The sequence below is a fragment of the Brucella anthropi genome, from assembly GCF_046630315.1.
Taxonomy (GTDB): Bacteria; Pseudomonadota; Alphaproteobacteria; order Rhizobiales; family Rhizobiaceae; genus Brucella; species Brucella anthropi_A.
The window spans coordinates 37874-62874 of record NZ_LQBD01000024.1 but is presented as its reverse complement, the minus strand read 5'-3'; the positions used below and the strand labels follow the sequence as shown (position 1 = coordinate 62874).

The window sequence follows — 25001 nt, the reverse complement described above, 5'->3', positions numbered from 1 at the left end:
CTGCGCGCAGTGGCTTGGGATAAAAAGGCGATATGAACCAGCACGCTCTCCTCTCGAACGTCAAGACAGGCCATTCGGCCTGCCCGCACGATTGCCCGTCAACCTGCGCGCTCGATGTCGAAATTCTCGACGCGCGCACCATCGGGCGCGTGCGTGGCGCGAAGGACAACAGCTACACCGCCGGCGTCATCTGCGCCAAGGTTGCGCGCTATGCCGAGCGCGTCCACCATCCGGACCGCCTGAAGCACCCGCTGGTGCGCACCGGCGCAAAGGGCGAGGGGCAGTGGAAACAGGCGTCTTGGGATGCGGCCCTCGACCTCATCGCCGAGCGTTTCCTGAAAGCTGAACAGGACCATGGCAGCGAAAGCGTCTGGCCTTATTACTATGCGGGCACAATGGGGCTGGTGCAGCGGGATTCGATCAATCGCCTGCGTTTTGCCAAGCGCTATTCCAACCAGTTCGACAGTTTTTGCACCAATATGGCCTGGACCGGCTATTTTGCCGGAACGGGAAGCCTGACCGGTCCCGATCCGCGCGAAATGGCAAAAGCCGATGTGGTGGTGATCTGGGGCACCAATGCCGCCGCCACGCAGGTCAATGTCATGACCCACGCGGTCCGCGCGCGCAAGGAGCGCGGCGCGAAGATCGTCGTCATCGACGTTTATGCCAATGCGACCGTCCGCCAGGCGGATATGGGCATCGTGCTGAAACCGGGCACCGATGGCGCCTTTGCCTGTGCGGTCATGCATGTGCTTTTCCGCGACGGTTTGGCCGACCGGGATTATCTGGAGCGCTATACCGACGATCCGAAGGGGCTGGAGGCGCATCTTCAGACCCGCACGCCGCAATGGGCCGCCGCAATCACCGGCCTGACTGTGGAAGAGATCGAGGCCTTCGCCCATCTCGTCGGCAAGACCAGACGCACCTATTTTCGCCTCGGCTATGGTTTCACCCGTCAGCGCAACGGCGCGGTCAACATGCATGCCGCCGCCTCGATTGCCTGCGTCACCGGCGCTTTCCGCTATGAAGGCGGCGGGGCGTTCCATTCCAATTCCGGCATTTTCAGGATGGACAAGCGCGAGATCGAGGGCCGCGCCATGCAGGATGTCGGTCTGCGCTTTCTCGACCAGTCGAAGATCGGCCGCATCCTGACCGGCGACCGGCAAGCGCTTTATGGCGGACCGCCCGTCATGGCCATGCTGATCCAGAACACCAATCCGATGAATGTGACGCCGGAGCAGCGGCTGGTGCGCAAGGGTTTTGCGCGCGAGGATCTGTTCGTCGCCGTGCACGAGCAGTTCATGACCGATACGGCGAAGATGGCCGATGTCGTCCTGCCCGCCACGACATTCCTCGAGCATGACGATATCTATCGCGGCGGCGGACAGCAGCATGTGGTTCTGGGACCGAAGCTGATCGAGCCTTTGGCAGAGGCGCGTCCCAACATCTTCGTCATCAACGAGCTTGCCAAACGTCTCGGTGTCGGCCATCTGCCCGGCTTCGATCTGGATGAGCGCAGGCTGATCGACAATATGAACGCCAATAGCGACCTGCCGCCATTCGACGAATTGAAGGAAAGGCGCTTTGTCGATCTCCAGCCGCCGTTTGAAGAGGCGCATTATATCAACGGCTTCAAATGGCCGGATGGGAAGTTCCGCTTCCGACCCGACTGGACGGGAAGCCCGTCGCCGAACAGGCCGCCGGAAGTCATGGGGCTTCAGGGAGCCTACCGGTCGATACCGGAATTTCCGGACCATTGGGACGTGATCGAAACGGCGGATGCGGAGCATCCCTTCCGCATGACCACCTCACCGGCGCATAATTTCCTGAATTCCACCTTTGCCGAAACGCCAACCTCGCTTGCCAGGGAAATCCGGCCCGAACTGCTGATCCATCCCGACGATGCGGCGGAGCTTGGCATCGAGGATGGCGAGCGGATCGAGATCGGCAATCATCGTGGCGAACTGGTGCTTCATGCAGTTCTGCGCGCCGGGCAAAAACGCGGGGTCGTCGTATCGGAAGGCATTTTCCCGAACACAGCATTCGAGCGCGGCGAGGGGATCAACATCCTGATCGGCGCCGAACCCGCCGCCCCCTATGGCGGGCTTGCCGTGCACGATACCAAGATCTGGATTCGCAAGATAAACGCATAAATATTTATCCAACAACGCCGCGGCGCATATATAGAATATATATGCGCCGCGGCGTTGTTAATTCGCGCTGCTTGTCAGCCGGCGTAACGCAGTCTGAGCCCCGAAATACCCACAGCAGCATTAAGGCCGCGCTGGCCCTGAAGCGAAATCGGCTGGAGCGAAATCGTCTTCCATGAACCGCCGGTCAGGATGTTGGTGCCGAAGCCGACGCCGATGGCTGCATTGGCGGACGCGCCGACATAGCCGCCTTGAAGGGCACCCTCGGGGCGAACGGTCGGAGCCCATACGGCCCAGACAAGGCGGCCGCCCTTGATGAAGCCGACATCGACCCCAAGCTTGGTAATCGTCCCGGTGTAATGTTCAAGCGGGCCACGGCCATGGGTGGGTTTGAAGATGCAGTCCATCTCCTGCTGGCTGCCGATGATGACGCCGATGGCAGGAGAAATATCGCAGGACAGCATACCGACTTCCGAACGCGGCTGGGTGCGACCCGAAGCGGGAGGAGCTACGAAGTCGGCCGCAATGGCTGGAGCCGTGACCGCAATGCCGGAAATCACGGCCATTGCCGAAAGGAAGGAAGTCGAAAAACGGAGAGACATGTTCTTGTCCTCTTCTGAAACACATATTGAAAGAAACGCTTACACGTCTCCTAACGAGATTTGCCGAAGCAAGTTCCGTTACGAATGGGAATTAGAGCTTTTTGCGGGAAATTAAAGTTTTATTAACAAAAAACTTCGGCTGTGATGAATTGGCCGCAGATGGAACGGTCAGGCGCTGACGACCATGCCGTCAGCCGGTTCTGTCTGTTGACCGGCAAATTTGCGAAGGGCGAGCGCATAGAGTTTATGTTCGGCTTTCAGAACGCGGGCCGCAAGTGTTTGCGCATCATCGCCATCATGCACCGGCACCGCCGCCTGCGCCAGGATCGGGCCTTCATCCATGCCTTCCGTCACCAGATGAACGGTGCAGCCAGCGACTTTCATGCCGGCATCGAGTGCCCGCTGATGGGTATGCAGTCCGGGGAACAGCGGCAGCAGGGAAGGGTGAATATTGAGAATGCGGCCCTCATAGGGGGCAATGAAGCGGCCCGACAGAAGGCGCATGTAACCGGCAAGGCAGATGATATCCGGCTTCAAGGCGGCGAGCGCCTCCAGAATGGCATCTTCATGCGCATCCTTCGAGGCGTAATCCTTGCGCCTGAAAACCTGCGTGGCAATGCCTGCGCCTTGCGCCCTGGCAAGGCCTCCGGCTTCCGCCTTGTCGGAAAAGACCGCCACCACTTCCGCCGGAAAATCGGCGGCTTCAGCGGCGCGGATCAGCGCCTCCATATTGGAGCCGCCGCCCGAAATGAAGATGACGACCCTTTTGCGGCTCATAGCGAAAGCGTGCCCGTGTAGACGACGCCGTCCTTCTCGCGCTTCACCATTCGGCCAAGCGTCACGACCGTTTCGCCTTCGGCGGCAAGGGCGGCCACGACTTCCTCGACCTTTTCAGGCTTGACGACGGCAATCATGCCGATGCCGCAATTGAAGGTGCGCAGCATTTCGTTCGGCTCGACGCCGCCCGTTTTGGCAAGCCAGGAGAAGACCGGCGGAACGGAAATGGACGCAAGGTCGATCTCGGCGGCAAGACCTTCCGGCAGGACGCGCGGAATATTGTCCGGGAAACCGCCGCCGGTGATATGCGCCAGCGCCTTGATGCCGTCCGAAGCGCGGATCGCGGCCAGAAGCGGCTTCACATAAATGCGCGTCGGGGTGAGCAGCGCTTCACCGAGCGTCGCGCCCGGCTGGAACGGTGCATCGGATTTCCAGCCGAGGCCGGAAACTTCGACGATGCGGCGCACCAGCGAAAATCCGTTGGAATGAACACCGGACGAGGCAAGTCCCAGAATGACATCGCCTTCGGCCACATCGCCGCGCGGCAGCAGGCGGTCGCGCTCAGCCGCGCCAACCGCGAAACCGGCAAGATCATAATCGCCGTCGCGGTACATGCCGGGCATTTCAGCGGTTTCGCCGCCGATCAGCGCGCAACCGGCCTGCCTGCATCCTTCGGCAATGCCCGCAACGATATCGACGCCCTGATCCGGCGAAAGCTTTCCGGTGGCGAAATAATCGAGGAAGAAGAGCGGTTCGGCACCCTGCACCACGAGATCGTTGACGCACATGGCAACGAGATCGATGCCCACCGTGTCGTGCTTGTCGGCATCGATGGCGATCTTCAGCTTGGTGCCGACGCCATCATTGGCGGCAACGAGCACCGGGTCCCTGAAGCCTGCGGCCTTGAGATCGAACAGGCCGCCGAAGCCGCCGATTTCGCCATCCGCGCCGGGGCGGCGGGTGGAGCGCACGAGCGGCTTGATCTTTTCAACCATCAGGTTGCCGGCATCGATGTCGACGCCGGCCTGCGCATAGGTCAGGCCATTTTGGGCGATGGGCTTTTCGGCGGGCTTGTTTTCCATGGTCATGGCCTGCTCCTGTGCTTGTCCACGCAGCTGTTTAATACATTTTCGGCAAAAGCGTTATAACGGTTTTGCTTGGGAAAATGCGATAAACAGAGAATGTGCGCGCAATGACACGAGACGGCGCCGCCTGCAAGGGCAGAAAGCCCGAAAAGAGCGAAACCGGACAGGATTCGGCCTGGAATCATGATGGATCGATTGTCTTGCGATAGAAGGTTGCATGCCCGTTTGCTTTTCGCACGGACATTGCAATCCGCGCCGGGCGTTCTAGTTTGTAGTGACGAATGAACTTGTTCCGGACCGCAATAAGACATCTGTAACGCCATCTTGCTATCAGGGCCTGCTATCAGGGCCTGCTAACAGGGCTGGCTCCAACCAACAGGTCTCCGGGTGCGGCGAATCCGAAATTCGCCGCACTCTGGAGCGAGCTTTGTTTACGAATTTCGGATTCAAATCCACCACACCAGAAAACGGATGCCCATGGCCAGGAAACCGACACCCACGCGCACCGCCGCCAGCCGAACGATCCATCCATCGGAGGGGGCGGTTCACAAGGGCGACATTCAGGTCAATGTGGAAGTCGCCGCGCTGACCGGCTCTGCGGTGCGTCGCCAGGCCATGTTCTGGCTGGGAACGGTTGCGGTCTTCATCCTGTTTCTCATTGTCTTCAGTTCGGTCCTGCTGCCCTTCGTCGCCGGCATGGCGCTGGCCTATTTTCTCGATCCTGTCGCCGACAGGCTGGAACGCTTTGGCCTGTCGCGGTTTGCCGCCACGGTCGTCATCCTGCTCATCTTCCTGATGGCGCTGATTCTCGGCCTGATGATCGTGGTGCCGGTCCTCGCAACGCAGCTTGCGGATTTCATCGCCAAGATCCCCGAATATATCACCCAGCTGCAATCGCTGCTGGCGAACAAGGATTCGCAATGGCTGAAGAAATATATCGGCATTGACAATGCCGTCATCCAGCAGAACCTGAGTTCCCTGCTGCAGCAGGGCGCCGGTTTTCTCTCGACACTGCTCCAGTCCCTGTGGAATTCGGGGAAATCGCTGATCGATATTGCGGGTCTTTTCGTCGTTACGCCGGTGGTTGCGTTCTACATGCTGCTGGACTGGGACCGCATGGTTTCCAGCATCGATTCATGGGTGCCGCGCCACCAACTCCATACCGTGCGCCGCATCGCGCGCGAGATGAATGCCGCCGTCGCCGGTTTCATTCGCGGGCAGGGCACGCTCTGCCTCATTCTGGGAACCTATTATGCCATCGGCCTCACCCTGACGGGGCTCAATTTCGGCCTGCTGATCGGCTTTTTCGCCGGTCTCATCAGCTTTATTCCCTATATCGGCTCCTTTGTCGGCCTGGCGCTCGCCCTTGGCGTGGCGCTGGTCCAGTTCTGGCCGGACTGGATCATGATCTGCACTGTCGCGGGTGTGTTTTTCCTTGGCCAGTTCGTGGAGGGAAACATCCTCCAGCCGAAGCTCGTCGGCTCATCCGTGGGGCTGCATCCGGTCTGGCTCATGTTTGCCCTTTTTGCCTTCGGCTCGCTTTTCGGCTTCACCGGAATGCTGGTGGCCGTGCCTGCCGCAGCCGCGGTCGGGGTGCTTGTGCGCTTCGCATTGAATAGCTATCTCCATTCACCGATGTATGATCCTGCCTTCCGTCAGTCCAACCCCGATGCCGGGCCGCTGATCGAGGCAGGCGAGAATGCGGGCACAGAGAAATGAGATTGGGTCGTAACCGGGCAAGATTTGCAGGAGGCCGCGATGCGTGAGGCACCGCGCCAGATTCCGTTGAATCTTGAGCATCAGCCCGGTTATCATCGGGAAGACCTGATCGTGACGGATTCCAACCGGGCCGCCGTCGATCTCATCGATCGCTGGCCGAACTGGCTGTCGCCGGTCACGATCCTGGCCGGGCCGACCGGATCGGGCAAGACGCATCTGGCGGAAATCTGGCGCGCCGGGACGGGCGCGCTTCTGGTCGACCCTGCGAATATCAGCGAGGAAGCCGTCAACGCCGCCGCCGAATATCCGGTGCTGATCGACGATATCGGCGCCGCGCCCTTCGATGAAACCGGGCTTTTCCATCTCATCAACTCTGTCCGGCAGAATGCGGCGCAGGGGCTGGGGCCGTCTCTGCTCATGACCTCCCGCCTGTGGCCCGCCAACTGGAACGTGAAGCTTCCCGATCTTGCCTCGCGCCTCAAGGCCGCGACCGTGGTGGAAATTGCCGAACCGGACGACCGGCTGCTCTCCGGCGTCATCCACAAGCTGTTCGCGGACCGGCAGGTGAGCGTCGAGCCGCATGTCGTCGCCTATCTGGTAAGCCGGATCGAACGCTCGCTTCTGTCCGCGATCCAGATCGTCGACAAGCTCGACCGGGCGGCGCTCGAACAGAAAAGCCGCATCACACGCACGCTTGCCGCGCAGGTTCTGGCGGGCGGCGACCAGCCGGAACGCTGAGCATGAAGATCGCCGTCACCGGGGCGGGTGGCTTTGTCGGCAGCGCCCTCACGACAATGCTGGCCGGGGAGGGGCATGAGGTTCTGCCCCTGTCGCGCAATGAACTGTCCGATCCGGATTTTTCCGGCGTGGAAACGCTTGTCCATTGTGCGGCCCTTGCCCATCGCACCGGCGCGGAACGGCCCGATGCGGCGACATTCGATGCCGTCAACCATCGGCTGGCGGTGGAGCTTGCCGTCAGGGCAAAGGCTGCCGGTGTCAGGCGCTTCGTTTTCGTCTCCACGATCTACACGATTGCCGGCAATCCATCGCCGTTGACCCCGGACATGCCGCTGAAGCCGCGCGACGATTATGGGCGCGCCAAGGCAAGGGCGGAAACTGATCTGCGGGAATTAAGCGGGATCGAGATCGTCATCGCCCGCCCGGTTCTGGTCTATGGTCCCGGAGCGCGGGCGAACCTCAAAGCCTTGATAAAGCTTTGCGACAGCGGATTGCCGCTGCCTTTCGGCCTGGCGCATAACCGGCGCAGTTTCGTGTCGCTGGAAAATGTCGCCCGTGCGCTGGCATTCTTGAGCCTTGCGCCGGAGGAAAAGGTTGCCGGGTGCGTCTTCCATCTTGCCGAGCCGCAGCCGCGCTCCACAAGAGAGCTTGTCACAAAGCTGCGCGCCGCCCTTGGAAAGCCGCCGCGCCTTCTGCCCGTTCCGCCGGTCTTCATGCGGTTCCTGCTGTCCGCGGCAGGCAAAAGCGGCCTTTACGACCAGCTTTATGGCGATCTGGTCGCGGACAGTTCATCGCTTGTCGAGGCGGGGTTCGACTATCTGCCGGGCGACCGGCAGCTGGAAGCCATGGCGCGTGGGCAGGATTAATTTTTCTGGCCGACAGCTTTCGGCGGCTCCATGCGTGAATGCGCCGGATGCGGAGCCTGTTTGGGCGGCGTCATGGTCGCTGTTTGCGGCTTTTTGGCAATGGAGCCGGTGATCAGGCTGGCGCTGTCCGGCTTGTTGCGTCCGCCGACAAGCTGGTCTTCATGCACCCAGCCGATCATGTTGGTCTTGGGGACGATCACGCGATGCCAGCGCCCGGTCTTGCCATAGGACCGCATCTCGCGGCCCTTTTCCACCACGCCGATGGAGGGGGACTTGTCCCAGGCATTCTTGTGGATGGTGAGCCGTGTCCTGGCGTAGATCACCGAAGGCGAGCTTGCCGGTGTGTTGACGCCGCGCGGCGGCATTGCGCGCGGCGTGGCGGTGGCTGCGGATGCGACGACCTGATTTGCCGAAACCTGATTTGTGGGGCGGGGCTGGATTGCCGCCTGCTGCACCGGCTTTTGCGGGGCTGCGACGGGCGCCGACGGACGCGGCACAGGGCCGACCGCCGCGCCATAATCCTTCGATGGCGATCTGGTTTCAGACGCCTTGCCGGTGACTGTCGCCTTTGGTTCGGTTCTGGCCGCAGGCGTGTCGGGCCGGGCAGCGGGACGCTGGAACAGGGCGGTTATCGCGGCCTGCGGGCTCTTGTGCTGGGCGGTCGCCCACAGGCTGAAAGCGCCGAGCCCCAGAATTACGGCCAGCGCGAGCACGGGAGTGGACGAGCCGGAAGACTTGGCCGAACGCTTTGTGGAGCGCCTGGGCGAGCGGGTGGTGCGTTTGCGTGCAGCCATCGTCTGTCTCCTGTTCGAATCGCGATGGAGAGACGCTACCAGTTGTTCCTTCGCATTTGGTTACCGCTGCGGCCCGGATAGGGCGGGAAAACACAAACAAAAAACGCCGCTTTCGCGGCGTTTCAAGGTTCATCGGTAGAGACTTAACCGTGCCCAGACGTCTTGTCCTCGCAGGCGGTCTGGCCTGAAGCCTTTTCCTGCTGCCGTTGGTTGGCTTCGCTTGCCTCAACTGCGTTGCGCAGCTCCGCCCATTCGCGTTCATGACGACGATAAAGCTCGTCGGAAACAGTCTGGATACCCATTTCGATCCTCCGTTTTATCTGGTGCCCCAAATAACATAACGGCGCCGAAAATGCTGCATCACAAAGCGTAAGCGTTTGAAATCTTAATCGGTTTATATGTTTATAACTTCGTTTCGATCTCAGTTTTCCTGAATGGAAACGCCGTCTTCTCCGATTTTCATCTCGATGCCGGCGGGTTTGGTTTCTTCGCGATAGACATAGACCGCAAGTCCCGCAGCCACGACAATCAGCGCGCCAATAATCAGATAAAGCCCGTTTCTGTTCACATTCAGCCTCCAGCTGGTTGGTGGTGAAGTGAGAACGCGGGCACTTGCGATTTGGTTCCGCAGGACCGGATGACCACAAAATACGCCATCCTGTTTTTATTGAAGAGAAAAACACGAACTGGCAAATTTGCCTCTTGCTTTATTTCTTTCGATTATCTAGTGAAGCCGCACCGCTTGAAAGCGACGGAGCGTAGCGCAGTCTGGTAGCGCACCTGATTTGGGATCAGGGGGTCGCAGGTTCGAATCCTGCCGCTCCGACCATCTTCCCCGGAATTTGATTTGAACGATATGGGAACGCACCGGCACGGGCTGTGGCGTGCGCCTTTATCGCGTTGACATGCATTCACGTGTAAACTATTGGCTTGGTGGATTTTCAGCTCCCGCATGGGGCAAGAGAGCAATTCAGGGTTCTTCAAATGGTTGCACGTATTTATCGTCCAGCGAAGACTGCAATGCAGTCCGGTCAGGCTAAAACAGACCAGTGGCTTCTGGAATATGAGCCGGAAAGCCCGCGCATGGTCGAGCCTTTGATGGGCTACACCTCTTCCGGCGACATGAAGAGCCAGATTCGCCTGTTCTTCGCCACGCAGGAAGAAGCCATCGCCTATGCAACGCGCAACGGCATCGCCTATCGCGTGATCGAGCCGAACGAGCCGAAGCGCCGCAAGGTTTCCTATTCGGACAATTTCCGCTTCGACCGGACGATGCCCTGGACGCATTGAGCCGACTGTCCGGCCTGACACTTGCGTCAGGCCCGGTTCAGCGGTAATTCGGCGGGGCTTTGCTGGCAAAGCCCTGCTTTCATTGAAATATCTTCGACTTTTTCGAAAGGCGAGGTCCCGTAGCTCAGCTGGATAGAGCACCGGCCTTCTAAGCCGATGGTCACAGGTTCGAATCCTGTCGGGATCGCCATTTTTCAATCACTTAGTTAGTTTTGGAACCTGACCGGTTTACAGGGTTTTTGTGGGTGGTTTACAGAACTGTTCACTTTTCGCCTCGTTCCATTTTCAAGATCACCCCATTTTCAAGATCACCGCATCATTCATCTCTTCAATGCTCGTCTCATTTCGCTGCGCTATTCTTGTGGTGCGGCGAAAAGCTACACGATCTTGCAACCTGAAATATGCTTCATTCCCGAAATTAGGGGGCAGGCATGGACGACTTATCAAATCCAGCGGTTCATACGCGCAAGAAAAGAGTGATCGTCATCGATACGGAAACGACGGGGCTATTCCCGTATGACAGGATCGTGACGATCGGAGCGGTCAAGATTGAAGGACACGAGCTCCTTCGCCAATCTCTCTATCTGATATTTGATCCACGGAAAGACAGTCATCCGCAGGCCGAGGCTGTTCACGGATACGATAACTGGATGACGAGATATCAGGATTTGTTCGCTGATCTCGCAGTGCCGTTGCGCCAATGGTTCGACTGGGCTGACGAGATTGTGGCGCACAATGCCGAATTCGACATGCGGTATGTTCAAAGGGAGTTTCGCAAGGCGGAAGTGGAAATGCTGCCGCATCCGGTGTTCTGCACCATGGAGCGTTCAAGGGAAATTTGGTTGGGCCAATCTGCCCGGCTTGATGATTGCCTGGCCAGAATAGGATTGTCGCGGGTAGGGCCACGGCACGGCGCATTGGAGGATGCATACTTGACGGCTGGCCTTTACCTTCATCAGCAAGGTGTGAAAAGTGCGCTCCCGAAGGTTAATTCATGGCCACTGCCCAAAAATCTAAAACCCTATCCGCCTCGGCCGGCTGGTGAGTTGCCAAGGCGGGCTCTGAAGCGGAAACAGGCAAGCTGAAGAAATGGCAGCCCTATGTCCGGGCGTGATCCTCTTTGAGTTTCACTGCTGTTCCATTTGCTGCAACGAATAGAATTCCCCCAGAGCTTGACGTGGCAATCAGGGCATTGCTGTCGTCCCGCCCGCACTCAATCACGAGAAATTCGCGCCGTTAAGTGAGTTGACCGCTGCCGGAGGAACCGTCAGGGGGACTGTTGGTTAATCCCCACGGCGGGGCGCGAAGCAAAGGTGGATGAAGGCCATGTACAAGTTTTCTGCAATTGCGGCGGTCGTGTTGGCGTCGCTGATTTCAGTTGCTCCCGCAAATGCGCAAAGCATCGAGATTGGTCCGAACGGCATTCAGGTCAACCCGGACGGGGATCGCGATCACAGGCCGATGCGCCGCCATGAAATCAGCGAGAGACAGGCCGCGCGCATAGCCTATCGGGAAGGAATGCGTGACGTTGACGACGTGTCTCGGCGCAGAAACGTAATCGTCGTGCGCGGCGCAGACAGGCGCGGCGACGATATGCGCGTGGTTATCGACCGTCGCACCGGCGACGTGCTGGAAGTGGAATAAAACGCCAGATGGGCCCTCGCCAAATCGGCGCGGGGGCTTTTCTGCGGGACACCGCCTGCGCCTGCTGCCGGAAACGCGCACCCTGTTTTCGGTGTAACTCTTCCCGTCCTTCATGATGATTGCCAGCGTCTGGCCTGGATATGGCGGGGCCCGATTGACGGTCAGTCGGATCGAAATATGCCCTGAAGAGGAAAATGAAAGAACGCCGCGAAACATTCCGCGGCGTTTTGGGTTTTCGGCGATTACTGTCCGTGCGGACCATCCGGAACACGGTGTCTCATATGGACCCGTGGCCGATAATAGCCGGGGCGGTCGCGCCATCCACCGCGGTTCCAGTGCCGGTGCCGGTAGTACCGGTCGCGACGCCAGTGATCGTCACGGTCGTTGAGTGCGGCGCCAATCGCAACGCCAGCGATCAGCGGAATGCCGATCAGCGCGGCGTTGCGGCCGAAATCATCGGAATAACCGCGGGATCCGCCCTCCCGGAATGCCAGATAACGCGACGATGCCCAGCCGAAGGTTGGGCCATAGCTGACCTGGCACCAGCCATAGCCGGATGTGCAGCCGCGCACGGTGACGGGCGCGCCGCTGGGAATAGAGCCCAGCGTAGCATAGCGCGTGCCGGGGCCGGTGCGGATGTTGAGGTTGGCGGTGGATATGGCGTTCGCTGCCTGCGCCGCGCCCGCCGCAAATACGCCCAAGGCTACGAGGGCGGCTTTGAGAGCAAGCTTCATCGGAGTTCTCCCTGAATTGTCCCTATTGCTTCCAAAACGAAATCGGCGAATGAAGGTTCCAGCCGGGGCAGGCCGGGCGAGGGGGCGAACACGAAAAAGCGCCGGAGAACCGGCGCTTTCTTCAGGCTTCATCCGGGGCTATCGCCTGCAACGGGCCACATAGATGCGGCCATGGCGATCGCGATATTGGCAATTGCCGTTGCGCAGCTCACGCACGAGCAGGCCACCCAAGGCGCCCGCACCCGCGCCGATCAGCGCGCCGCGTCCACCGCCTGCGATGCCGCCGATGATGGCGCCGGCGCCTGTGCCGATGGAAAGGTCCTTTTCCGTCGTCGTACAACCGGTGACCGCGAGCAAGGCCACCAGTCCAAGTGCTACTTTCCTCATCCCTGTCTCCTCTCCCTGGTAATGTGCGATAAGGCTTAAACGATTGGTTCCAAATTCGGTTGCGTCGACCCCGGCCCAATTCTGCAAAAATATCGCAGGGCCGGGACAGCGTCAGTGACGGCGGTGACGCAGGATGACCGCAACGGCAAGCACAGCCAGGCCGACTGCGATAACGCCTTGCAGAATGAATACCCAGTTCATCATGATCTCGTCCTCTGGCATTGCCCGGCTTCGGGGAAATTCGGCTCTTCCTAGCGCATTTTAGCCCGAGGGGAAATGCATGTGCGCCGTTTCCGGCTATGGCGCTGAAAGCATTACAATTATTTAATGGGAGCATTCACTTGGCATTCATATGGGCGGGCGCATTGTTGCCGCATCGAACATGACAAAGGAAGTCGATATGAAGCCGATCGTTATTGCGCTTACCGCCTTTTCCCTTCTTGCGGCGTCGGCTGCGATGGCGCAGCCCTATCCCGCGCATCAGGGCAAGCCGTCGCATGGCCAGATGCACAAGGGCGGCCCGAAATATGACGCGCGCAAATATGACAATCGCCGTCACCAGAGCTGGAAGAAGGGCAATCGCCTGCCGCCGAACTATCGCGGTCATGTGGTAAACAACTATTCGAGCTACCGGCTGCGCAAGCCGCCACGCGGCTATCACTGGGTCAAGGTCAACAATGATTATATGCTGATCGGCATCGCCACCGGCATCATCTCGTCCATCGTGGCGGGCCGGTAGAATCATACGCAGATAAAAAGGCGACCGGTGGCCGCCTTTTTTCATCTTTTCCGCGTCTGGCGCATCAGTTTTCGGGGCCGAAATATCTGGCTTTCAGCCGGGCGATCTCTTCATCCTCGTGCGCGCTGAGAATGGCGACCGAGGCGGGTTTGACAAGCTCGCTCTGGCGTGGAAAGGCAAAGCCATATTTATCGGGGCTGAATATATTGCCGACCAGATCGACCGGCTGGTCGGCGTGCTGGTGGGCATAATATTCCAGAACCGGCCCATCGCCGACGATGGCTGCAATCTCATCATTGACGAGCGCGCCGACGGCTTCCGGCATATGGTCGAAGGGAACCGTCGCGATGGAGCGGGATTTCAGGAACTGTTCGGCGACGCTGCCCGCGCGCACGCCGACGGATTTTCCTTGCAGGTCGGACAGGTTCGAAATGTTGTTGCTGATATGCGCGGCGGTCATGACGCTTGTGATCGACGAGGTCAGGTAGGCGATGATCGCAATGCCGAACACCATCCAGAATGTCTGCCAGATGCGCCCCATCCAGCCGAACAGGTTCTTGCGCGAGGTCTTGCCTGAGGTGGCAATCGAGACGACGTGATAGAAGTTCTCCGCCAGCCCCTCGCGCCAGCGCTTCGGAAAAGCCTCGTCGAACCGTCTGTCGAAAATGGTCAGCACAATGGTGGAGGCAAGGAGAATGCCCAGAATCCAGGCATAAGTCACCAGATGCCCGGCATCGTCGAGACGGTTGATAAGGTCGTCCCAGCCGGTTCCGGCCTGTGTGTGCACCATGATGCGCAGGCCCGCATCGAACCAGGGATGGGTGAAATCCACGATCTGGGCGCGCTGTTCCGTGATCGTCAGGTTGGTGACGGCGGCATCCACCTTGTTTTCCGAAACGGCTTTCACCAGTTCGGCATAGTTGGGATACTCCACATATTGCGAGGCCAGGTTCATGCGCGCGGCAATATCCTGCCAGATATCGATCGCCATGCCGGAATAGGCATCGCCCTGCTTGTTGACGAATGGCTCGCTGACATAGACGCCCACCTGCACGGGCCGGGGCGTTTGCTGGGCATGTGCGACGGATGCAACCGCCACCAGAAGGAGAGCGAGGACAGATGCGCATAATCTGCGATTGATGAAGTTTTTTACTGGCGTCAAAGACAAGGCCGTTCCCCATGAATTCCAGTCTTTACCGTGATCGAAACAGTGTAGCTATTTCGATTATATTAATAATTACTTCCATGGGGCTTAAATATTGGCGGCAATATTATTATTAGTATTTTCTAATTATAACATGATCCGGCCTGCGTGAAACGGGGCCGGCCGGACCATGCCGAAAGTAAAGGTCTTCAGAGCCTGAATCAAAAAGCGGCATGTGTGTGCGAAAATGGTGATTTTCGAGTACCGGAGCGCAACGTACTTCCAAGCATAGTCCCGAAAAGTTGCAGACTTTTCGGATAAGACTATGCGTCTGAGAAAGCTACATGAGCACCGGAACGCAAAAAATTGCCATTTGCAGCCACACAGGGCGACTTTTGGAACAGGCTCTCAGATTGCGGCAAAGCCTTTTTCGAGGTCGGCGATCAGGTCCGCCACGTCTTCCAGGCCGATCTGGAGCCGGATCACAGGTCCGGGATAGTCGCCCTTGGCGACGGTCCGGTCATCGAGGCGGACATGGACCGCGAGGCTCTCATAACCGCCCCAGGAATAGCCAAGGCCGAAAATCTCCAGCGCATCGAGGAAGGCATGGGCTTCCTTCTGCCCGCCGCCTGCGAGCACGATGGAGAAAATGCCCGACGAGCCGGAGAAATCCCGCTTCCAGATTGCATGGCCCGGATGGCTTTCCAGTGCCGGATGCAGAACGCGGCCGACGGCCGGATGGCTTTCCAGCCAGCGGGCGATTTCCAGCGCGCTTTTGCGGTGATGCTCCAGCCGCACGCCCATGGTGCGCAGGCCGCGCAGGATCTGGTATGTGTCGTCAGCCGAGGTGCACAGGCCAAGCGTGCCGTGCGTTTCCAGAAGCTGCGGCCAGCATTTTTCATTGGCCGAAACCGTGCCGAACAGAATATCGGCGTGGCCGGACGGATATTTGGTCGCGGCATGGATGGAAATATCCACGCCGAAATCGAGCGCCCTGAAGTAAAGCGGCGTCGCCCAGGTATTGTCCATCATGACGATGGCGCCACCCTTGTGCGCTTCTTCGGCAATGGCCGGAATATCCTGCATCTCGAATGTGTTCGACGCTGGCGATTCCGTGAACACGACCCTGGTGTTCGGGCGCATCAGCGCCGCGATGCCGGAGCCGATCTCGGGATCGTAATATTCCACCTCCACGCCCATGCGCTTGAGGATCGTATCGGCAAAATGGCGGGTGGGATTATAGATCGAATCGACGAACAGCGCATGATCGCCCGGCGACAGGAAGGCGAGCAGCGGAACCGTGACCGCCGCAAGCCCGGACGGCACGCAGACCGTTCCCGCAGAGCCTTCCAGCGCATCGATGGCCTTGCAAAGCGCATCGCTGGTCGGCGTGCCGCGCGTGCCATAGGTGTATTTCTGGTTGCCGGTCGCCATCGTTTCCGCATCCGGGAAAAGCACGGTCGAGGCGCGCACAACCGGCGGATTGACGAAACCATGATAATCGCGCGGCTGATAACCGTCGTGAGCGAGCCGTGTGTTCATGCCCAGCTCCCCCTGCTGCGTCTTGCCCTGCTGCTTAGTCACGAAAATGCCTCCAGATCATGTTGCATGCTATCCCACTGATTCTCGTCCGCCGCTTCTCGAAAGAGGGGATTTTGCCCGGTCGCGCCAAGGTCGGCTGCGGCAAAAAGATCTGCGATTCCGTTTGCGGCGAAAACTTTGAATAATTGGATAGGATGCGCGCGTGCCGGATGCAACCTCGCGCGATCCGGGATGTTTGTGAAGGGATATTTCCATTATGGCGGCGTCAAATACGGGAAGCATTCTTCTTTATCCCTTTCGCGCCGCGCTGGAACTCCTGCGGGCGCTCCTGCGCCCGGCCTGCAAGGGCGCGCCATCCTCCTGGACGCTGGAAATGACGGCAATCGTCGTGCTTTTGCCATTCGTCCTTCTGGTGCTGCATCTGTGGGATGCCGATATCGTTCGCGTCACGGCTAAGAGCACCAGTTTCATCATGGAATTCCTGCGCACGGTGACGGATGCGATTCGCACCGTGGTCTGGCTGGCAATCGGCCTGCTCGTCTGGCTCGTCACCGCGATATTGCTCTCGCCGCAATTGCGCGCCCGTGCCCGATCATGGTGCGTGACGCTGCATGGCTGGGCGACGCTCGTGCTGACCTCGATCGTTGTCGCAAGCATCCCGGTCGAAATCGGCAAGCTTGCCATAGGCCGTGCGCGTCCGTTTCTCCTCGATGCGGTGGGCGCGGCTTCGTTCTCGCCCTTCAAGGGCGAGTTCCTTTATGAAAGCTTCCCGTCCGGCCATTCCATGATGGCGGGCATCATGATGGTCTCGCTGTGGATATTCCTGCCGCGCTGGCGCATCCTGACAGTCCTCATCGGCCTTCTCTTCGGCATCAGCAGGCTTGCCGCCGGCGCGCATTATCCGACCGACGTGGTTGCGGGGCTGACCATCGGTATCGTGGTGACATGGTGGGTCGCCCGCTACATGGCGACGCGAAATATTATTTTTTCTTTGGATGAAGAAAGCGCTATGCCCCGCATTTGATTTCCATCAACGGTTGTCTTCAGCTGTACATATCTGGTATGGTAGTATGGCGTAAATCATTGTATTAATTGAATTATATTCATTTTCCCGCCTGGTCCGTCCCATAGGCGGCGCGAAAGATAATCGCTACCCAGAAATCGGGAAACCGTGTAAATTTTTGAATATTTCTCCCTCATCCTTTGGAAAAGCCTGTTTGCCGGGCTGCGTTAAAGCCTTGACCAAAGGCAAAAATTCGCCTTCGATAAGACGTGTGAAGGCGACAGGTTGTCACTGTGCTCAAAAAACAATCGAAGACCGGCTTCAAGGTCTCGGGCGAGGGGCAGCCTGCTGTACGGCATGGGCTTGGGAGGTCACGCGGCTTTTCCAACGGGTTTATGCAAAAACAAAGCAACAAGAGGCGCTGCGGGCCGACGGCTCCGCGCTCTCCAGGGAACAAAAAAGGTTGCAGGCCAGATGAAAAAAACTCTTATGACGGGTGTATTGGGTGCGGCGGCGCTGTTTGGCGTCGCTTCGGGAGCATCCGCAGACACGCTTTCGGATGTGAAGGCGAAAGGTTTTCTGCAATGCGGCGTGAATACGGGCCTGCTGGGCTTTGCTTCGCCGAACGACAAGGGGGAGTGGTCCGGCTTCGACGTGGATTATTGCCGCGCCGTGGCGTCTGCGATTTTCGGCGATCCGACCAAGGTGAAGTTCACCCCGCTGAACGCCAAGGAGCGTTTTACGGCGCTTCAGTCCGGTGAAGTGGATGTCCTCATCCGCAACACGACCTGGACCATCAGCCGCGATACCGCGCTCGGCCTCGATTTTGCCGGCATCAACTATTTCGACGGCCAGGGCTTCATGATCAATTCGAAGAAGCTGTCGGGCATCAATTCCGCATTGCAGCTTTCCGGCGCATCCATCTGCGTTCAGGCCGGCACGACGACCGAGCTGAACATGGCCGACTATTTCCGCGCCAACAAGATGGAGTACAATCCGGTCGTCTTCGAGAAGATCGAGGAAGCCAATGCCGCATATGATTCCGGCCGTTGCGATGCCTATACGACCGACCAGTCCAGCCTCTACGGGGTTCGTCTGGCGCTTGCCAACCCGGATGACCACGTCATCCTGCCGGAAATCATCTCCAAGGAGCCGTTTGGTCTGACCGTTCGCCAGGGCGACGCCAAATGGGCGGATGTCGTCCGCTGGACGCACAATGCGCTGCTCAATGCCGAGGAATACGGCATCACGCAGGCCAATGTCGACGAGATGAAGAAGTCCGACAATCCGGACATCAAGCGTCTTCTCGGCGTGGAAGCGGACACCAAGATCGGCACCGATCTCGGCCTCGACAAGGACTGGGTGGTGAAGATCGTCAAGGGCGTCGGCAATTACGGTGAAATTTTCGAGCGCAATATCGGCTCCGGCAGCCCGCTCAAGATTGCACGCGGCCTCAACGCCCAATGGAACAAGGGCGGCCTGCAATATGGCATCCCCGTGCGTTAACGGGCCTTGCTCTTCAGACTGACTATCGGGCGGGTGCAGCAGCATCCGCCGGATTTGTCGACTCCGCAGTTTGTCCGTTTACCGCCGACCCTGCATTCGGGTCTTGTCGCTGGCAGGCTGCTCTTTGGAATTCACCCGCGTCTTGCAGGCCGCAGGCTCGAAACGAGCCCGAACAGGCCGACAGCAGGACCGAACGGTTCGGCATCCGATGCCACGCTTTCAGAAAATGCCTCGCCATGCGGGCCGCTTTTTCTGTTCGGGGACGATGGCGCCAGCCGAGAGGCACAGGAAACATATGGCTTCCTATTCTGCAACTGAACGTCGCCAGGACAGCGGCGGAACTTCGCTCCTGTACGATCCGCGTGTTCGCGGCATCTTTTATCAGGTGATTGTCTTTGGCGCGGTCATTGCCGCAATCTACTGGATCGTGGGCAATACGATCACCAATCTGCAGCGCGCGAATATCGCGTCCGGCTTCGGCTTCCTCAATGGGCGCGCCGGGTTTGACATCAGCCAGACGCTCATTCAGTACAACAGCGATTCAACCTATGGCCGGGCCTTTCTGGTCGGGCTTCTGAATACGCTCTATGTCGCGGCACTCGGTGTCGTCACGGCGTCGATCATCGGATTTCTGGTCGGTATCGGACGGCTTTCGCGCAACTGGCTGATCCGAAAGATCTGCACGGTCTATGTGGAAGTCTTCCGCAATATCCCGCCGCTGCTCGTCATCTTCTTCTGGTATTTCGGCGTCCTGTCGGTCCTGCCGCAGGCGCGCGACAGTTTCGCACTGCCGCTTGGCACCTATCTCAACAATCGCGGCTTCTTCATGCCGAAGCCGGTATGGGGCGAGGGGGCATGGCTTCTAGCCGTGTCGCTTGTGGTCGCCATCGTGGCATCGGTCGTCATTGCGCGCTGGGCAAAACGCCGCCAGATGGCGACGGGACAGCCTTTCCACACGATACGCGCATCGGCCGCCCTGATCATCGGACTGCCGCTCTTGACGCTGATCGCGACCGGCTTTCCGGTTTCGTTCGATTTGCCGAAGCTTGGAACCTTCAATCTGACCGGCGGCGCACAGGTCAAGCCGGAATTTCTGGCCCTGTTTCTGGCGCTCTCCTTCTATACGGCGTCCTTCATTGCCGAAACCGTTCGCGCCGGTGTTCTGGGCGTCAACAAGGGGCAGACCGAGGCGGCTTATGCGGTGGGTCTGCGCTCCGGCCAGACGATGCGGCTCATCATCGTGCCGCAGGCGCTGCGCATCATCATTCCGCCGCTGTCGAGCCAATATCTCAACCTCATCAAGAACTCGTCGCTGGCCATTGCCATCGGCTATCCCGATCTTGTCGCCGTCGGCGGCACGATCCTCAACCAGACCGGCCAATCGGTCGAGGTCGTGGCAATCTGGATGGTGATCTATCTGGGCATCAGCCTGATCGTCTCCGGCCTGATGAACTGGTTCAATGCCAAGATGGCGCTGGTGGAGAGATGACAATGGAAAACGCCGATCTCCAATATGTCCGCACGCAGATGGCGGATGGTGAAGCGCCGCCGCGCTCCGTGCAGGGCATTTCCCACTGGCTGCGCGTCAACCTGTTCGCAACGCCGGTCGATGCGGCGCTGACCGTTTTCGGGCTGGCTCTGGTCGTCTGGTTTGTGCCGCCCATCTTCGAATGGCTGTTCATCAATGCAGCGTGGACGGGAACCAGCCGCGCCGCCTGCCTGACGGTCGCACAAGGGGGAACGCAGCCCGACGGCTGGTCCGGTGCCTGCTGGGCCTTCGTGAATGCGAAATATGAGCAGTTCCTCTATGGCCGCTATCCGATTTCCGAGCGCTGGCGCGTCAACCTGACGGCGCTGATCTTCGTCGTGCTGCTGGTGCCGCTTCTGATTCCGAAGGTTCCGAAGAAGGGGCTCAACGCGATCCTGTTCTTCTTCGTGTTTCCGATCGTGGCCTTCTTCCTGCTGGTTGGCGGCTGGTTCGAGCTCCCTTATGTGGAAACCCCGCTCTGGGGCGGCCTTCTGGTCACGCTGGTCCTTTCCTTCGTGGGCATCGCCGTCTCGCTACCGCTCGGCATCGTGCTGGCGCTCGGGCGCCGGTCGAGATTGCCGGTCATCAAGACATTCTCGATCATCTTCATCGAGATGGTGCGCGGCGTTCCGCTGGTGACGGTGCTGTTCATGGCCAGCGTCATGCTGCCGCTGTTCCTGCCGCCGGGCGTGACTTTCGACAAGCTGCTGCGGGCGCTGATCGGCGTGGCGCTTTTTGCCTCGGCCTATATGGCGGAAGTGGTGCGCGGCGGTTTGCAGGCCATTCCGCGCGGGCAGTATGAAGGCGCGGATGCGCTTGGCCTCAGCTACTGGCAGAAGACGGGCCTGATCATCCTGCCGCAGGCGTTGAAGCTGGTCATTCCGGGCATCGTCAACACCTTCATCGGGCTCTTCAAGGATACGAGCCTCGTCTACATCATCGGCATGTTCGACCTTCTGGGCATCGTCCGCCAGAACTTCTCCGACGCAAACTGGGCTTCTCCACAGACGCCTGCCACGGGTCTGATCTTTGCGGGCTTCGTTTTCTGGATTTTCTGTTTCGCCATGTCGCGATACTCTATATTCATGGAACGACGGCTCGACACGGGTCATAAACGATAAGAATAAAGGGAATAATGGAAATGAGTGCACAAAGCGCCCTCCCGCAATCCGAGATCGGTGTGGACGTCGATCGTTCGAAAATGCAGGTTTCCAAAACCGATGTCGCCATCGAAATCACCAACATGCACAAATGGTATGGCGAGTTCCACGTGCTGCGCGACATCAACCTCAAGGTGATGCGCGGCGAGCGCATCGTCGTGGCGGGGCCGTCCGGTTCGGGCAAGTCGACCATGATCCGCTGCATCAACCGTCTGGAAGAACACCAGAAGGGCAAGATCGTCGTCGATGGCATCGAGCTGACCAATGATCTGAAGAAGATCGATGAGGTGCGCCGCGAAGTCGGCATGGTGTTCCAGCACTTCAACCTCTTCCCGCATCTGACCATTCTGGAAAACTGCACGCTCGCGCCGATCTGGGTGCGCAAGATGCCGAAGAAGCAGGCGGAAGAAATCGCCATGCATTATCTGGCCCGCGTGAAGATCCCGGAACAGGCCAACAAATATCCGGGCCAGCTTTCCGGCGGCCAGCAGCAGCGCGTGGCGATTGCGCGCGCGCTCTGCATGAACCCGAAGGTCATGCTGTTCGATGAGCCGACCTCGGCGCTCGACCCGGAAATGGTGAAGGAAGTGCTGGATACGATGGTGAGCCTTGCCGCCGAAGGCATGACCATGATCTGCGTGACTCACGAAATGGGCTTTGCCCGCCAGGTCGCCAACCGCGTCATCTTCATGGATCAGGGCCAGATCGTCGAGCAGAACTCACCGGATCAGTTCTTCGACAATCCGCAGCACGAGCGCACGAAGCTGTTCCTCAGCCAGATCCTGCACTGATCGGCTCCGCTGCCTGAAATCAAGACACCCGCCGGTTCGCCAGCGGGTGTTTTTGTTGGAAACCGGAAGCGGCGACGTATAAGCCTTAATCTTCCACAAACCGGCGCAGGCGCTGAAGCGCGTCATCCCATTGGCTGGAAACGGCGGCGAGATAGGCGCGGGCATCGACAAGCGGGGCAGGGTGCAGGCGAAAGCGGCTTTCCCGTCCCACCTTTTCGCGTTCGACCAGCCTTGCCTGTTCCAGCACGGACAGATGTTTGGTGACGGCCTGCCGGGTGATGCTGCCTTTTTGCGACAGCGCCACAATCGAGCGGCTTTCGCCATCGCTCAAGGTTTCTATGAGCGCCAGCCGGGTCGGATCGGCAAGCGCTGCAAAAACGATGGACATGTCCGTGCCCGTGACGTCCGCTCTGCTGTTCATTTTTCGACATGTCTCTTGATATTGCCGACCTGCTCTTCCCAGCCGCCGTCATTCATGCGCAGCGCGATGGGGCGGCGTTCGGCGGGCAGGGCATCGAAACCGCTTTCAACCACCGTCAGCCGGGTTCCGGTCCCGATCGGTTCCAGCTTGAATTCCACCAGTGTCGGCGGCTCCCCGGAATAGTCGATGCTGCGGTCTATGGCATAGGGATGCCAGGTGAAGGCAAAATAATCCGGCGCGCGCATGTCCTTGATGAAGACCTCCCAAGGCTCGTGCTCGAAGCCCGGATAGGTCATGCGGCCAAGCGAACGGGTGCCGACGATGAACGGCCCGTCGATTTTCACCTGAAACCAGCTTCCGAATTCTTCGTGATCGGTCAGCGCGCGCCATACGCGGTCGACGCTTGCGCGAATATCGACGGTCTTCACGATGCGGTCAGTATTGCTTGCAACGGTCATGATATGCATCCTCCGTAATTGGCAACTTTATGGTTGCCAATATAGGCCTGCCACGAAAATACGCAACCAAAAAGTTGCGCATTCTATTCGGGCAGCGGCGCCTTGCCGGGAAGCGGAAACAGCGTCACGAATTTTTCCGCAAGGGCGCGGTCGCCGGTAATCGTGACAAGATTGGCGCTTTCCAGCGCTGCAAGCGGCTGCCCGCCATAGATGGCCGCGGCCAGCATGCGCGGGGAACTTTCAAAATAAAGATCGGCATTGGGTGCCGCGCTGCGCTCTATCCGGATTTGCCCGTCTTCGAGATGCGCGGTGAAATCTTCCCCCTCCAGCCGAAGACCGATGACGGCCCGCAAACCGTGGGACCGATCATGGTCCATCATGGTTCTGAGCGACAGGAGAAACGATGTCGTGGAAATCGGCAGGCCGGGATCATGTTTCGGCGAACGTGCGGCCCAGCGTCCGAGCGCCTGAAGGATAGGTTCGCTCTCATGGCCCCATTCGGTCAGCTCATAGACCTGCACCGAGGCGGGCGGCGGCAGTTTCGTCTTGCGAAGAATACCTGCTTCTTCCAGTCCTTCCAGCCTCTGCGTGAGGACATTGGCGCTGACGCCCGGCAGGTCGGCCCGCAGATCGCTGAAGCGTTTGGGGCCGAACATCAATTCGCGCATCACCAGAAGCGACCAGCGTTCTCCAATCAGATCAAGGGCATGGGCCGCCGCACAGGCATCGTCATAGCTGCGCTTGGCGGTTGGCTTTTCCAGTTTGGTTATTTTTTCTAACTTCATGGTTGCTAATTATAACTTATATGGCATTATCTACAAGCGAACTTTGAGTTCTTCCCATGCCAATTGCGTGATTTGCTTCACGCCGGAAGGCTCGACCTTATCGCCGGGGGAGCCGGGCAGGCGATGGATATTCGGAAAACAAGATCGGGCCGCTTTGCCCGCCAATGGAGGAAATCTGATGCCGAAAATGATTTTCGTGAACCTGCCGGTGAAGAATGTCGAAAAGTCGACCAGCTTCTATGAAGCCATCGGCGCCACCAGGAACCCCATGTTCTCGGACGACACCGCTTCCGGCATGGTCATTTCGGATACGATCCACGTGATGATCCTCGACCACGAAAAGTTCAGCCAGTTCACGCCGAAGAAGATTGCCGATGCCAGCACGGTCAGCGAAGTGCTGATCTGCCTGTCGGCGGAAAGCAAGGCTGAGGTGGATACCACCGTCGAGAAGGCGGTGAATGCGGGCGGAAAGGCCGATCCGGGTCCGAAGCAGGATTATGGCTTCATGTATGGACGCAGCTTTGAAGATCTCGACGGCCATATATGGGAGATCATGTGGATGGACATGGAAGAAGCCAAAAAGGTCATGGGCTAGCACTGCTGTACCACGACAAAGGAGGAGAAAATGTCAGGACTGACAATCTGTCTCTGGTTCGACGGCAAGGCTGAAGAAGCCGCGAACCACTACGTCTCGATCTTCCGCGCCTGCGGAAGACCGGCTTCGATCGATGGCGCCATCCGTTTCGGGCATGGCCACCAGCAGAACAAGGATCAGCCGGTCGCCGTGAACTTCACGCTCGACGGGCAGAAAATATGCGGCCTGAATGGCGGTCCCCAGTTCAAGTTTTCACCGGCAAGCTCGCTGATCGTCCGATGCAGGGATCAGGCGGAGGTGGATGCCTTCTGGGAAAAACTGCTGGAAGGCGGCTCGCCGATGGAATGCAGCTGGCTGACCGACAAATACGGCTTTTCCTGGCAGATCGTGCCCAACATGCTGCTGGACACCTTGCAGAATGGCGCACCGGATGTGCGGCAGCGCGTTGCCGATGCCATGATGAAGATGGTCAAGATCGATCTTGCAACGCTGGAGGCGGCGCGCGACGCGGCTTAGAGCATTTTCGAGCCAAAAGTGTGAAAC

28 protein-coding genes, 2 tRNA genes and 1 pseudogene are annotated in these 25001 nt (G+C 58.9%); 17 read left to right on the top strand and 14 right to left on the bottom strand.

The features are described 5' to 3' along the window. Positions 1–32: 32 nt before the first annotated feature. Positions 33–2153, top strand: a complete 2121-nt coding sequence (locus AVM02_RS12685) for a molybdopterin oxidoreductase family protein (protein WP_411507298.1) — start codon at positions 33–35, stop codon at positions 2151–2153. A gap of 74 nt (positions 2154–2227) precedes the next feature. Here the strand turns inward: AVM02_RS12685 and AVM02_RS12680 are convergent, their stop codons facing one another. The 3 genes from AVM02_RS12680 to purM all read right to left on the bottom strand — a co-directional run bounded on the left by AVM02_RS12680 (position 2228) and on the right by purM (position 4617). After that, the gene (locus tag AVM02_RS12680) at positions 2228–2752 is read right to left on the bottom strand and encodes a DUF992 domain-containing protein (RefSeq protein WP_411507297.1); all 525 of its coding nucleotides are present in this window, start codon (positions 2750–2752) and stop codon (positions 2228–2230) included. A 168-nt stretch (positions 2753–2920) separates the two neighbouring features. After that, positions 2921–3529 carry a phosphoribosylglycinamide formyltransferase gene (gene purN, locus AVM02_RS12675; RefSeq protein ID WP_411507296.1) on the bottom strand — a complete coding sequence of 203 codons (609 nt, stop codon included), beginning with the start codon at positions 3527–3529 and terminating at the stop codon, positions 2921–2923. Then, complete coding sequence (gene purM / locus AVM02_RS12670) at positions 3526–4617, bottom strand: phosphoribosylformylglycinamidine cyclo-ligase (RefSeq protein WP_411507295.1); 1092 nt, start codon at positions 4615–4617, stop codon at positions 3526–3528. Before purM ends, purN begins: the two co-directional genes overlap by 4 nt. A gap of 474 nt (positions 4618–5091) precedes the next feature. Between purM and AVM02_RS12665 the strand changes: the two genes are divergently transcribed. Genes AVM02_RS12665 through AVM02_RS12655 form a run of 3 tightly spaced genes read left to right on the top strand, consistent with a single transcriptional unit; the run spans position 5092 to position 7937 of the window. After that, entirely contained in the window at positions 5092–6333 is a 1242-nt protein-coding gene (locus AVM02_RS12665; RefSeq protein WP_411507294.1) for an AI-2E family transporter, read from the top strand. Positions 6334–6372: 39 nt separating this feature from the next. After that, positions 6373–7071: a DnaA regulatory inactivator HdaA gene (hdaA, locus tag AVM02_RS12660; protein ID WP_411507293.1), complete on the top strand. Its 699-nt coding sequence runs from the start codon at positions 6373–6375 to the stop codon at positions 7069–7071. A 2-nt stretch (positions 7072–7073) separates the two neighbouring features. Next, a complete protein-coding gene (locus AVM02_RS12655; RefSeq protein ID WP_411507292.1) occupies positions 7074–7937 on the top strand; it encodes an NAD-dependent epimerase/dehydratase family protein in 864 nt (287 codons plus the stop codon). On the opposite strand, the gene AVM02_RS12650 is transcribed toward AVM02_RS12655, so the two are convergent. The 3 genes from AVM02_RS12650 to AVM02_RS12640 all read right to left on the bottom strand — a co-directional run bounded on the left by AVM02_RS12650 (position 7934) and on the right by AVM02_RS12640 (position 9299). Continuing rightward, positions 7934–8731 carry a hypothetical protein gene (locus tag AVM02_RS12650; protein ID WP_411507291.1) on the bottom strand — a complete coding sequence of 266 codons (798 nt, stop codon included), beginning with the start codon at positions 8729–8731 and terminating at the stop codon, positions 7934–7936. The genes AVM02_RS12655 and AVM02_RS12650 overlap by 4 nt on opposite strands. 143 nt (positions 8732–8874) lie before the next feature. Further along, a complete protein-coding gene (locus AVM02_RS12645; RefSeq protein WP_411507290.1) occupies positions 8875–9033 on the bottom strand; it encodes a hypothetical protein in 159 nt (52 codons plus the stop codon). A 119-nt stretch (positions 9034–9152) separates the two neighbouring features. Next, positions 9153–9299 (bottom strand): hypothetical protein, encoded by a 147-nt coding sequence (locus AVM02_RS12640; protein WP_104753803.1) that lies wholly within the window; start codon positions 9297–9299, stop codon positions 9153–9155. A 184-nt stretch (positions 9300–9483) separates the two neighbouring features. Between AVM02_RS12640 and AVM02_RS12635 the strand changes: the two genes are divergently transcribed. The 5 genes from AVM02_RS12635 to AVM02_RS12615 all read left to right on the top strand — a co-directional run bounded on the left by AVM02_RS12635 (position 9484) and on the right by AVM02_RS12615 (position 11665). Beyond that, a tRNA-Pro gene (locus AVM02_RS12635) sits at positions 9484–9560 on the top strand. Between the two features lie 155 nt (positions 9561–9715). Further along, a complete protein-coding gene (locus tag AVM02_RS12630; RefSeq protein ID WP_411507289.1) occupies positions 9716–10021 on the top strand; it encodes an ETC complex I subunit in 306 nt (101 codons plus the stop codon). 113 nt (positions 10022–10134) lie between these two features. Next, positions 10135–10211: transfer RNA gene (locus AVM02_RS12625), tRNA-Arg, on the top strand. Positions 10212–10452: 241 nt separating this feature from the next. Then, positions 10453–11106 carry an exonuclease domain-containing protein gene (locus AVM02_RS12620; protein WP_411507288.1) on the top strand — a complete coding sequence of 218 codons (654 nt, stop codon included), beginning with the start codon at positions 10453–10455 and terminating at the stop codon, positions 11104–11106. A gap of 241 nt (positions 11107–11347) precedes the next feature. Beyond that, positions 11348–11665, top strand: a complete 318-nt coding sequence (locus AVM02_RS12615) for a PepSY domain-containing protein (RefSeq protein ID WP_411507287.1) — start codon at positions 11348–11350, stop codon at positions 11663–11665. A 242-nt stretch (positions 11666–11907) separates the two neighbouring features. Here the strand turns inward: AVM02_RS12615 and AVM02_RS12610 are convergent, their stop codons facing one another. After that, positions 11908–12399, bottom strand: a complete 492-nt coding sequence (locus tag AVM02_RS12610) for an SH3 domain-containing protein (protein WP_411507286.1) — start codon at positions 12397–12399, stop codon at positions 11908–11910. Positions 12400–12537: 138 nt separating this feature from the next. Further along, the gene (locus AVM02_RS12605) at positions 12538–12786 is read right to left on the bottom strand and encodes a YMGG-like glycine zipper-containing protein (protein ID WP_411507285.1); all 249 of its coding nucleotides are present in this window, start codon (positions 12784–12786) and stop codon (positions 12538–12540) included. A 400-nt stretch (positions 12787–13186) separates the two neighbouring features. Here AVM02_RS12605 and AVM02_RS12600 point away from each other — a divergent pair, with 400 nt between their 5' ends. Then, on the top strand, positions 13187–13525 hold the full coding sequence (locus tag AVM02_RS12600; protein ID WP_411507284.1) for an RcnB family protein: 339 nt from the start codon (positions 13187–13189) through the stop codon (positions 13523–13525). A 64-nt stretch (positions 13526–13589) separates the two neighbouring features. Here the strand turns inward: AVM02_RS12600 and AVM02_RS12595 are convergent, their stop codons facing one another. From AVM02_RS12595 to AVM02_RS12585, 3 genes and pseudogenes are all read right to left on the bottom strand, one after another. Continuing rightward, complete coding sequence (locus AVM02_RS12595; RefSeq protein ID WP_411507283.1) at positions 13590–14693, bottom strand: transporter substrate-binding domain-containing protein; 1104 nt, start codon at positions 14691–14693, stop codon at positions 13590–13592. Between the two features lie 183 nt (positions 14694–14876). Next, a pseudogene (locus AVM02_RS12590) lies at positions 14877–15081 on the bottom strand (hypothetical protein); the annotation flags it as partial. Continuing rightward, positions 15078–16253, bottom strand: coding sequence for a cystathionine beta-lyase (locus AVM02_RS12585; RefSeq protein WP_411507282.1), 1176 nt, complete (start codon positions 16251–16253; stop codon positions 15078–15080). The gene AVM02_RS12585 and the pseudogene AVM02_RS12590, both read right to left, overlap by 4 nt. 214 nt (positions 16254–16467) lie before the next feature. Here AVM02_RS12585 and lpxE point away from each other — a divergent pair, with 214 nt between their 5' ends. The 5 genes from lpxE (at position 16468) to AVM02_RS12560 (ending at position 22199) form a co-directional block, all read left to right on the top strand. After that, positions 16468–17235: a lipid A 1-phosphatase LpxE gene (lpxE, locus tag AVM02_RS12580; protein WP_411507281.1), complete on the top strand. Its 768-nt coding sequence runs from the start codon at positions 16468–16470 to the stop codon at positions 17233–17235. Positions 17236–17688: 453 nt separating this feature from the next. Continuing rightward, positions 17689–18720 carry an amino acid ABC transporter substrate-binding protein gene (locus AVM02_RS12575; RefSeq protein ID WP_411507280.1) on the top strand — a complete coding sequence of 344 codons (1032 nt, stop codon included), beginning with the start codon at positions 17689–17691 and terminating at the stop codon, positions 18718–18720. 295 nt (positions 18721–19015) lie between these two features. Then, positions 19016–20209: an amino acid ABC transporter permease gene (locus tag AVM02_RS12570; protein WP_411507279.1), complete on the top strand. Its 1194-nt coding sequence runs from the start codon at positions 19016–19018 to the stop codon at positions 20207–20209. A gap of 2 nt (positions 20210–20211) precedes the next feature. Next, complete coding sequence (locus AVM02_RS12565) at positions 20212–21369, top strand: amino acid ABC transporter permease (protein WP_411507459.1); 1158 nt, start codon at positions 20212–20214, stop codon at positions 21367–21369. 20 nt (positions 21370–21389) lie between these two features. After that, complete coding sequence (locus AVM02_RS12560; protein WP_411507278.1) at positions 21390–22199, top strand: amino acid ABC transporter ATP-binding protein; 810 nt, start codon at positions 21390–21392, stop codon at positions 22197–22199. Between the two features lie 85 nt (positions 22200–22284). Here AVM02_RS12560 and AVM02_RS12555 read toward each other — a convergent pair whose 3' ends face one another. The 3 genes from AVM02_RS12555 to AVM02_RS12545 form a co-directional block, all read right to left on the bottom strand. After that, positions 22285–22620: an ArsR/SmtB family transcription factor gene (locus AVM02_RS12555; RefSeq protein ID WP_411507277.1), complete on the bottom strand. Its 336-nt coding sequence runs from the start codon at positions 22618–22620 to the stop codon at positions 22285–22287. Continuing rightward, positions 22617–23078 (bottom strand): SRPBCC family protein, encoded by a 462-nt coding sequence (locus tag AVM02_RS12550; RefSeq protein WP_411507276.1) that lies wholly within the window; start codon positions 23076–23078, stop codon positions 22617–22619. Before AVM02_RS12550 ends, AVM02_RS12555 begins: the two co-directional genes overlap by 4 nt. A gap of 83 nt (positions 23079–23161) precedes the next feature. After that, the gene (locus AVM02_RS12545; RefSeq protein WP_411507275.1) at positions 23162–23863 is read right to left on the bottom strand and encodes a winged helix-turn-helix transcriptional regulator; all 702 of its coding nucleotides are present in this window, start codon (positions 23861–23863) and stop codon (positions 23162–23164) included. A gap of 178 nt (positions 23864–24041) precedes the next feature. Between AVM02_RS12545 and AVM02_RS12540 the strand changes: the two genes are divergently transcribed. Further along, positions 24042–24458 carry a VOC family protein gene (locus AVM02_RS12540; RefSeq protein ID WP_411507274.1) on the top strand — a complete coding sequence of 139 codons (417 nt, stop codon included), beginning with the start codon at positions 24042–24044 and terminating at the stop codon, positions 24456–24458. Positions 24459–24488: 30 nt separating this feature from the next. Beyond that, the gene (locus AVM02_RS12535) at positions 24489–24974 is read left to right on the top strand and encodes a VOC family protein (RefSeq protein WP_411507273.1); all 486 of its coding nucleotides are present in this window, start codon (positions 24489–24491) and stop codon (positions 24972–24974) included. Positions 24975–25001 lie beyond the last annotated feature (27 nt).

Bases quoted from the DNA above. Each gene is read 5' to 3' on its own strand.
- AVM02_RS12545 (WP_411507275.1), bottom strand. From the start codon at position 23,863: ATGAAGTTAGAAAAAATAACCAAACTGGAAAAGCCAACCGCCAAGCGC.
- hdaA (WP_411507293.1), top strand. From the start codon at position 6,373: ATGCGTGAGGCACCGCGCCAGATTCCGTTGAATCTTGAGCATCAGCCC.
- AVM02_RS12645 (WP_411507290.1), bottom strand. From the start codon at position 9,033: ATGGGTATCCAGACTGTTTCCGACGAGCTTTATCGTCGTCATGAACGC.
- AVM02_RS12605 (WP_411507285.1), bottom strand. From the start codon at position 12,786: ATGAGGAAAGTAGCACTTGGACTGGTGGCCTTGCTCGCGGTCACCGGT.
- AVM02_RS12560 (WP_411507278.1), top strand. From the start codon at position 21,390: ATGAGTGCACAAAGCGCCCTCCCGCAATCCGAGATCGGTGTGGACGTC.
- AVM02_RS12540 (WP_411507274.1), top strand. From the start codon at position 24,042: ATGCCGAAAATGATTTTCGTGAACCTGCCGGTGAAGAATGTCGAAAAG.
- AVM02_RS12680 (WP_411507297.1), bottom strand. From the start codon at position 2,752: ATGTCTCTCCGTTTTTCGACTTCCTTCCTTTCGGCAATGGCCGTGATT.
- AVM02_RS12665 (WP_411507294.1), top strand. From the start codon at position 5,092: ATGGCCAGGAAACCGACACCCACGCGCACCGCCGCCAGCCGAACGATC.
- AVM02_RS12550 (WP_411507276.1), bottom strand. From the start codon at position 23,078: ATGACCGTTGCAAGCAATACTGACCGCATCGTGAAGACCGTCGATATT.
- AVM02_RS12610 (WP_411507286.1), bottom strand. From the start codon at position 12,399: ATGAAGCTTGCTCTCAAAGCCGCCCTCGTAGCCTTGGGCGTATTTGCG.
- purM (WP_411507295.1), bottom strand. From the start codon at position 4,617: ATGACCATGGAAAACAAGCCCGCCGAAAAGCCCATCGCCCAAAATGGC.
- AVM02_RS12615 (WP_411507287.1), top strand. From the start codon at position 11,348: ATGTACAAGTTTTCTGCAATTGCGGCGGTCGTGTTGGCGTCGCTGATT.
- purN (WP_411507296.1), bottom strand. From the start codon at position 3,529: ATGAGCCGCAAAAGGGTCGTCATCTTCATTTCGGGCGGCGGCTCCAAT.
- AVM02_RS12685 (WP_411507298.1), top strand. From the start codon at position 33: ATGAACCAGCACGCTCTCCTCTCGAACGTCAAGACAGGCCATTCGGCC.
- AVM02_RS12575 (WP_411507280.1), top strand. From the start codon at position 17,689: ATGAAAAAAACTCTTATGACGGGTGTATTGGGTGCGGCGGCGCTGTTT.
- AVM02_RS12535 (WP_411507273.1), top strand. From the start codon at position 24,489: ATGTCAGGACTGACAATCTGTCTCTGGTTCGACGGCAAGGCTGAAGAA.
- AVM02_RS12620 (WP_411507288.1), top strand. From the start codon at position 10,453: ATGGACGACTTATCAAATCCAGCGGTTCATACGCGCAAGAAAAGAGTG.
- AVM02_RS12630 (WP_411507289.1), top strand. From the start codon at position 9,716: ATGGTTGCACGTATTTATCGTCCAGCGAAGACTGCAATGCAGTCCGGT.
- lpxE (WP_411507281.1), top strand. From the start codon at position 16,468: ATGGCGGCGTCAAATACGGGAAGCATTCTTCTTTATCCCTTTCGCGCC.
- AVM02_RS12570 (WP_411507279.1), top strand. From the start codon at position 19,016: ATGGCTTCCTATTCTGCAACTGAACGTCGCCAGGACAGCGGCGGAACT.
- AVM02_RS12555 (WP_411507277.1), bottom strand. From the start codon at position 22,620: ATGAACAGCAGAGCGGACGTCACGGGCACGGACATGTCCATCGTTTTT.
- AVM02_RS12650 (WP_411507291.1), bottom strand. From the start codon at position 8,731: ATGGCTGCACGCAAACGCACCACCCGCTCGCCCAGGCGCTCCACAAAG.
- AVM02_RS12655 (WP_411507292.1), top strand. From the start codon at position 7,074: ATGAAGATCGCCGTCACCGGGGCGGGTGGCTTTGTCGGCAGCGCCCTC.
- AVM02_RS12565 (WP_411507459.1), top strand. From the start codon at position 20,212: ATGGAAAACGCCGATCTCCAATATGTCCGCACGCAGATGGCGGATGGT.
- AVM02_RS12600 (WP_411507284.1), top strand. From the start codon at position 13,187: ATGAAGCCGATCGTTATTGCGCTTACCGCCTTTTCCCTTCTTGCGGCG.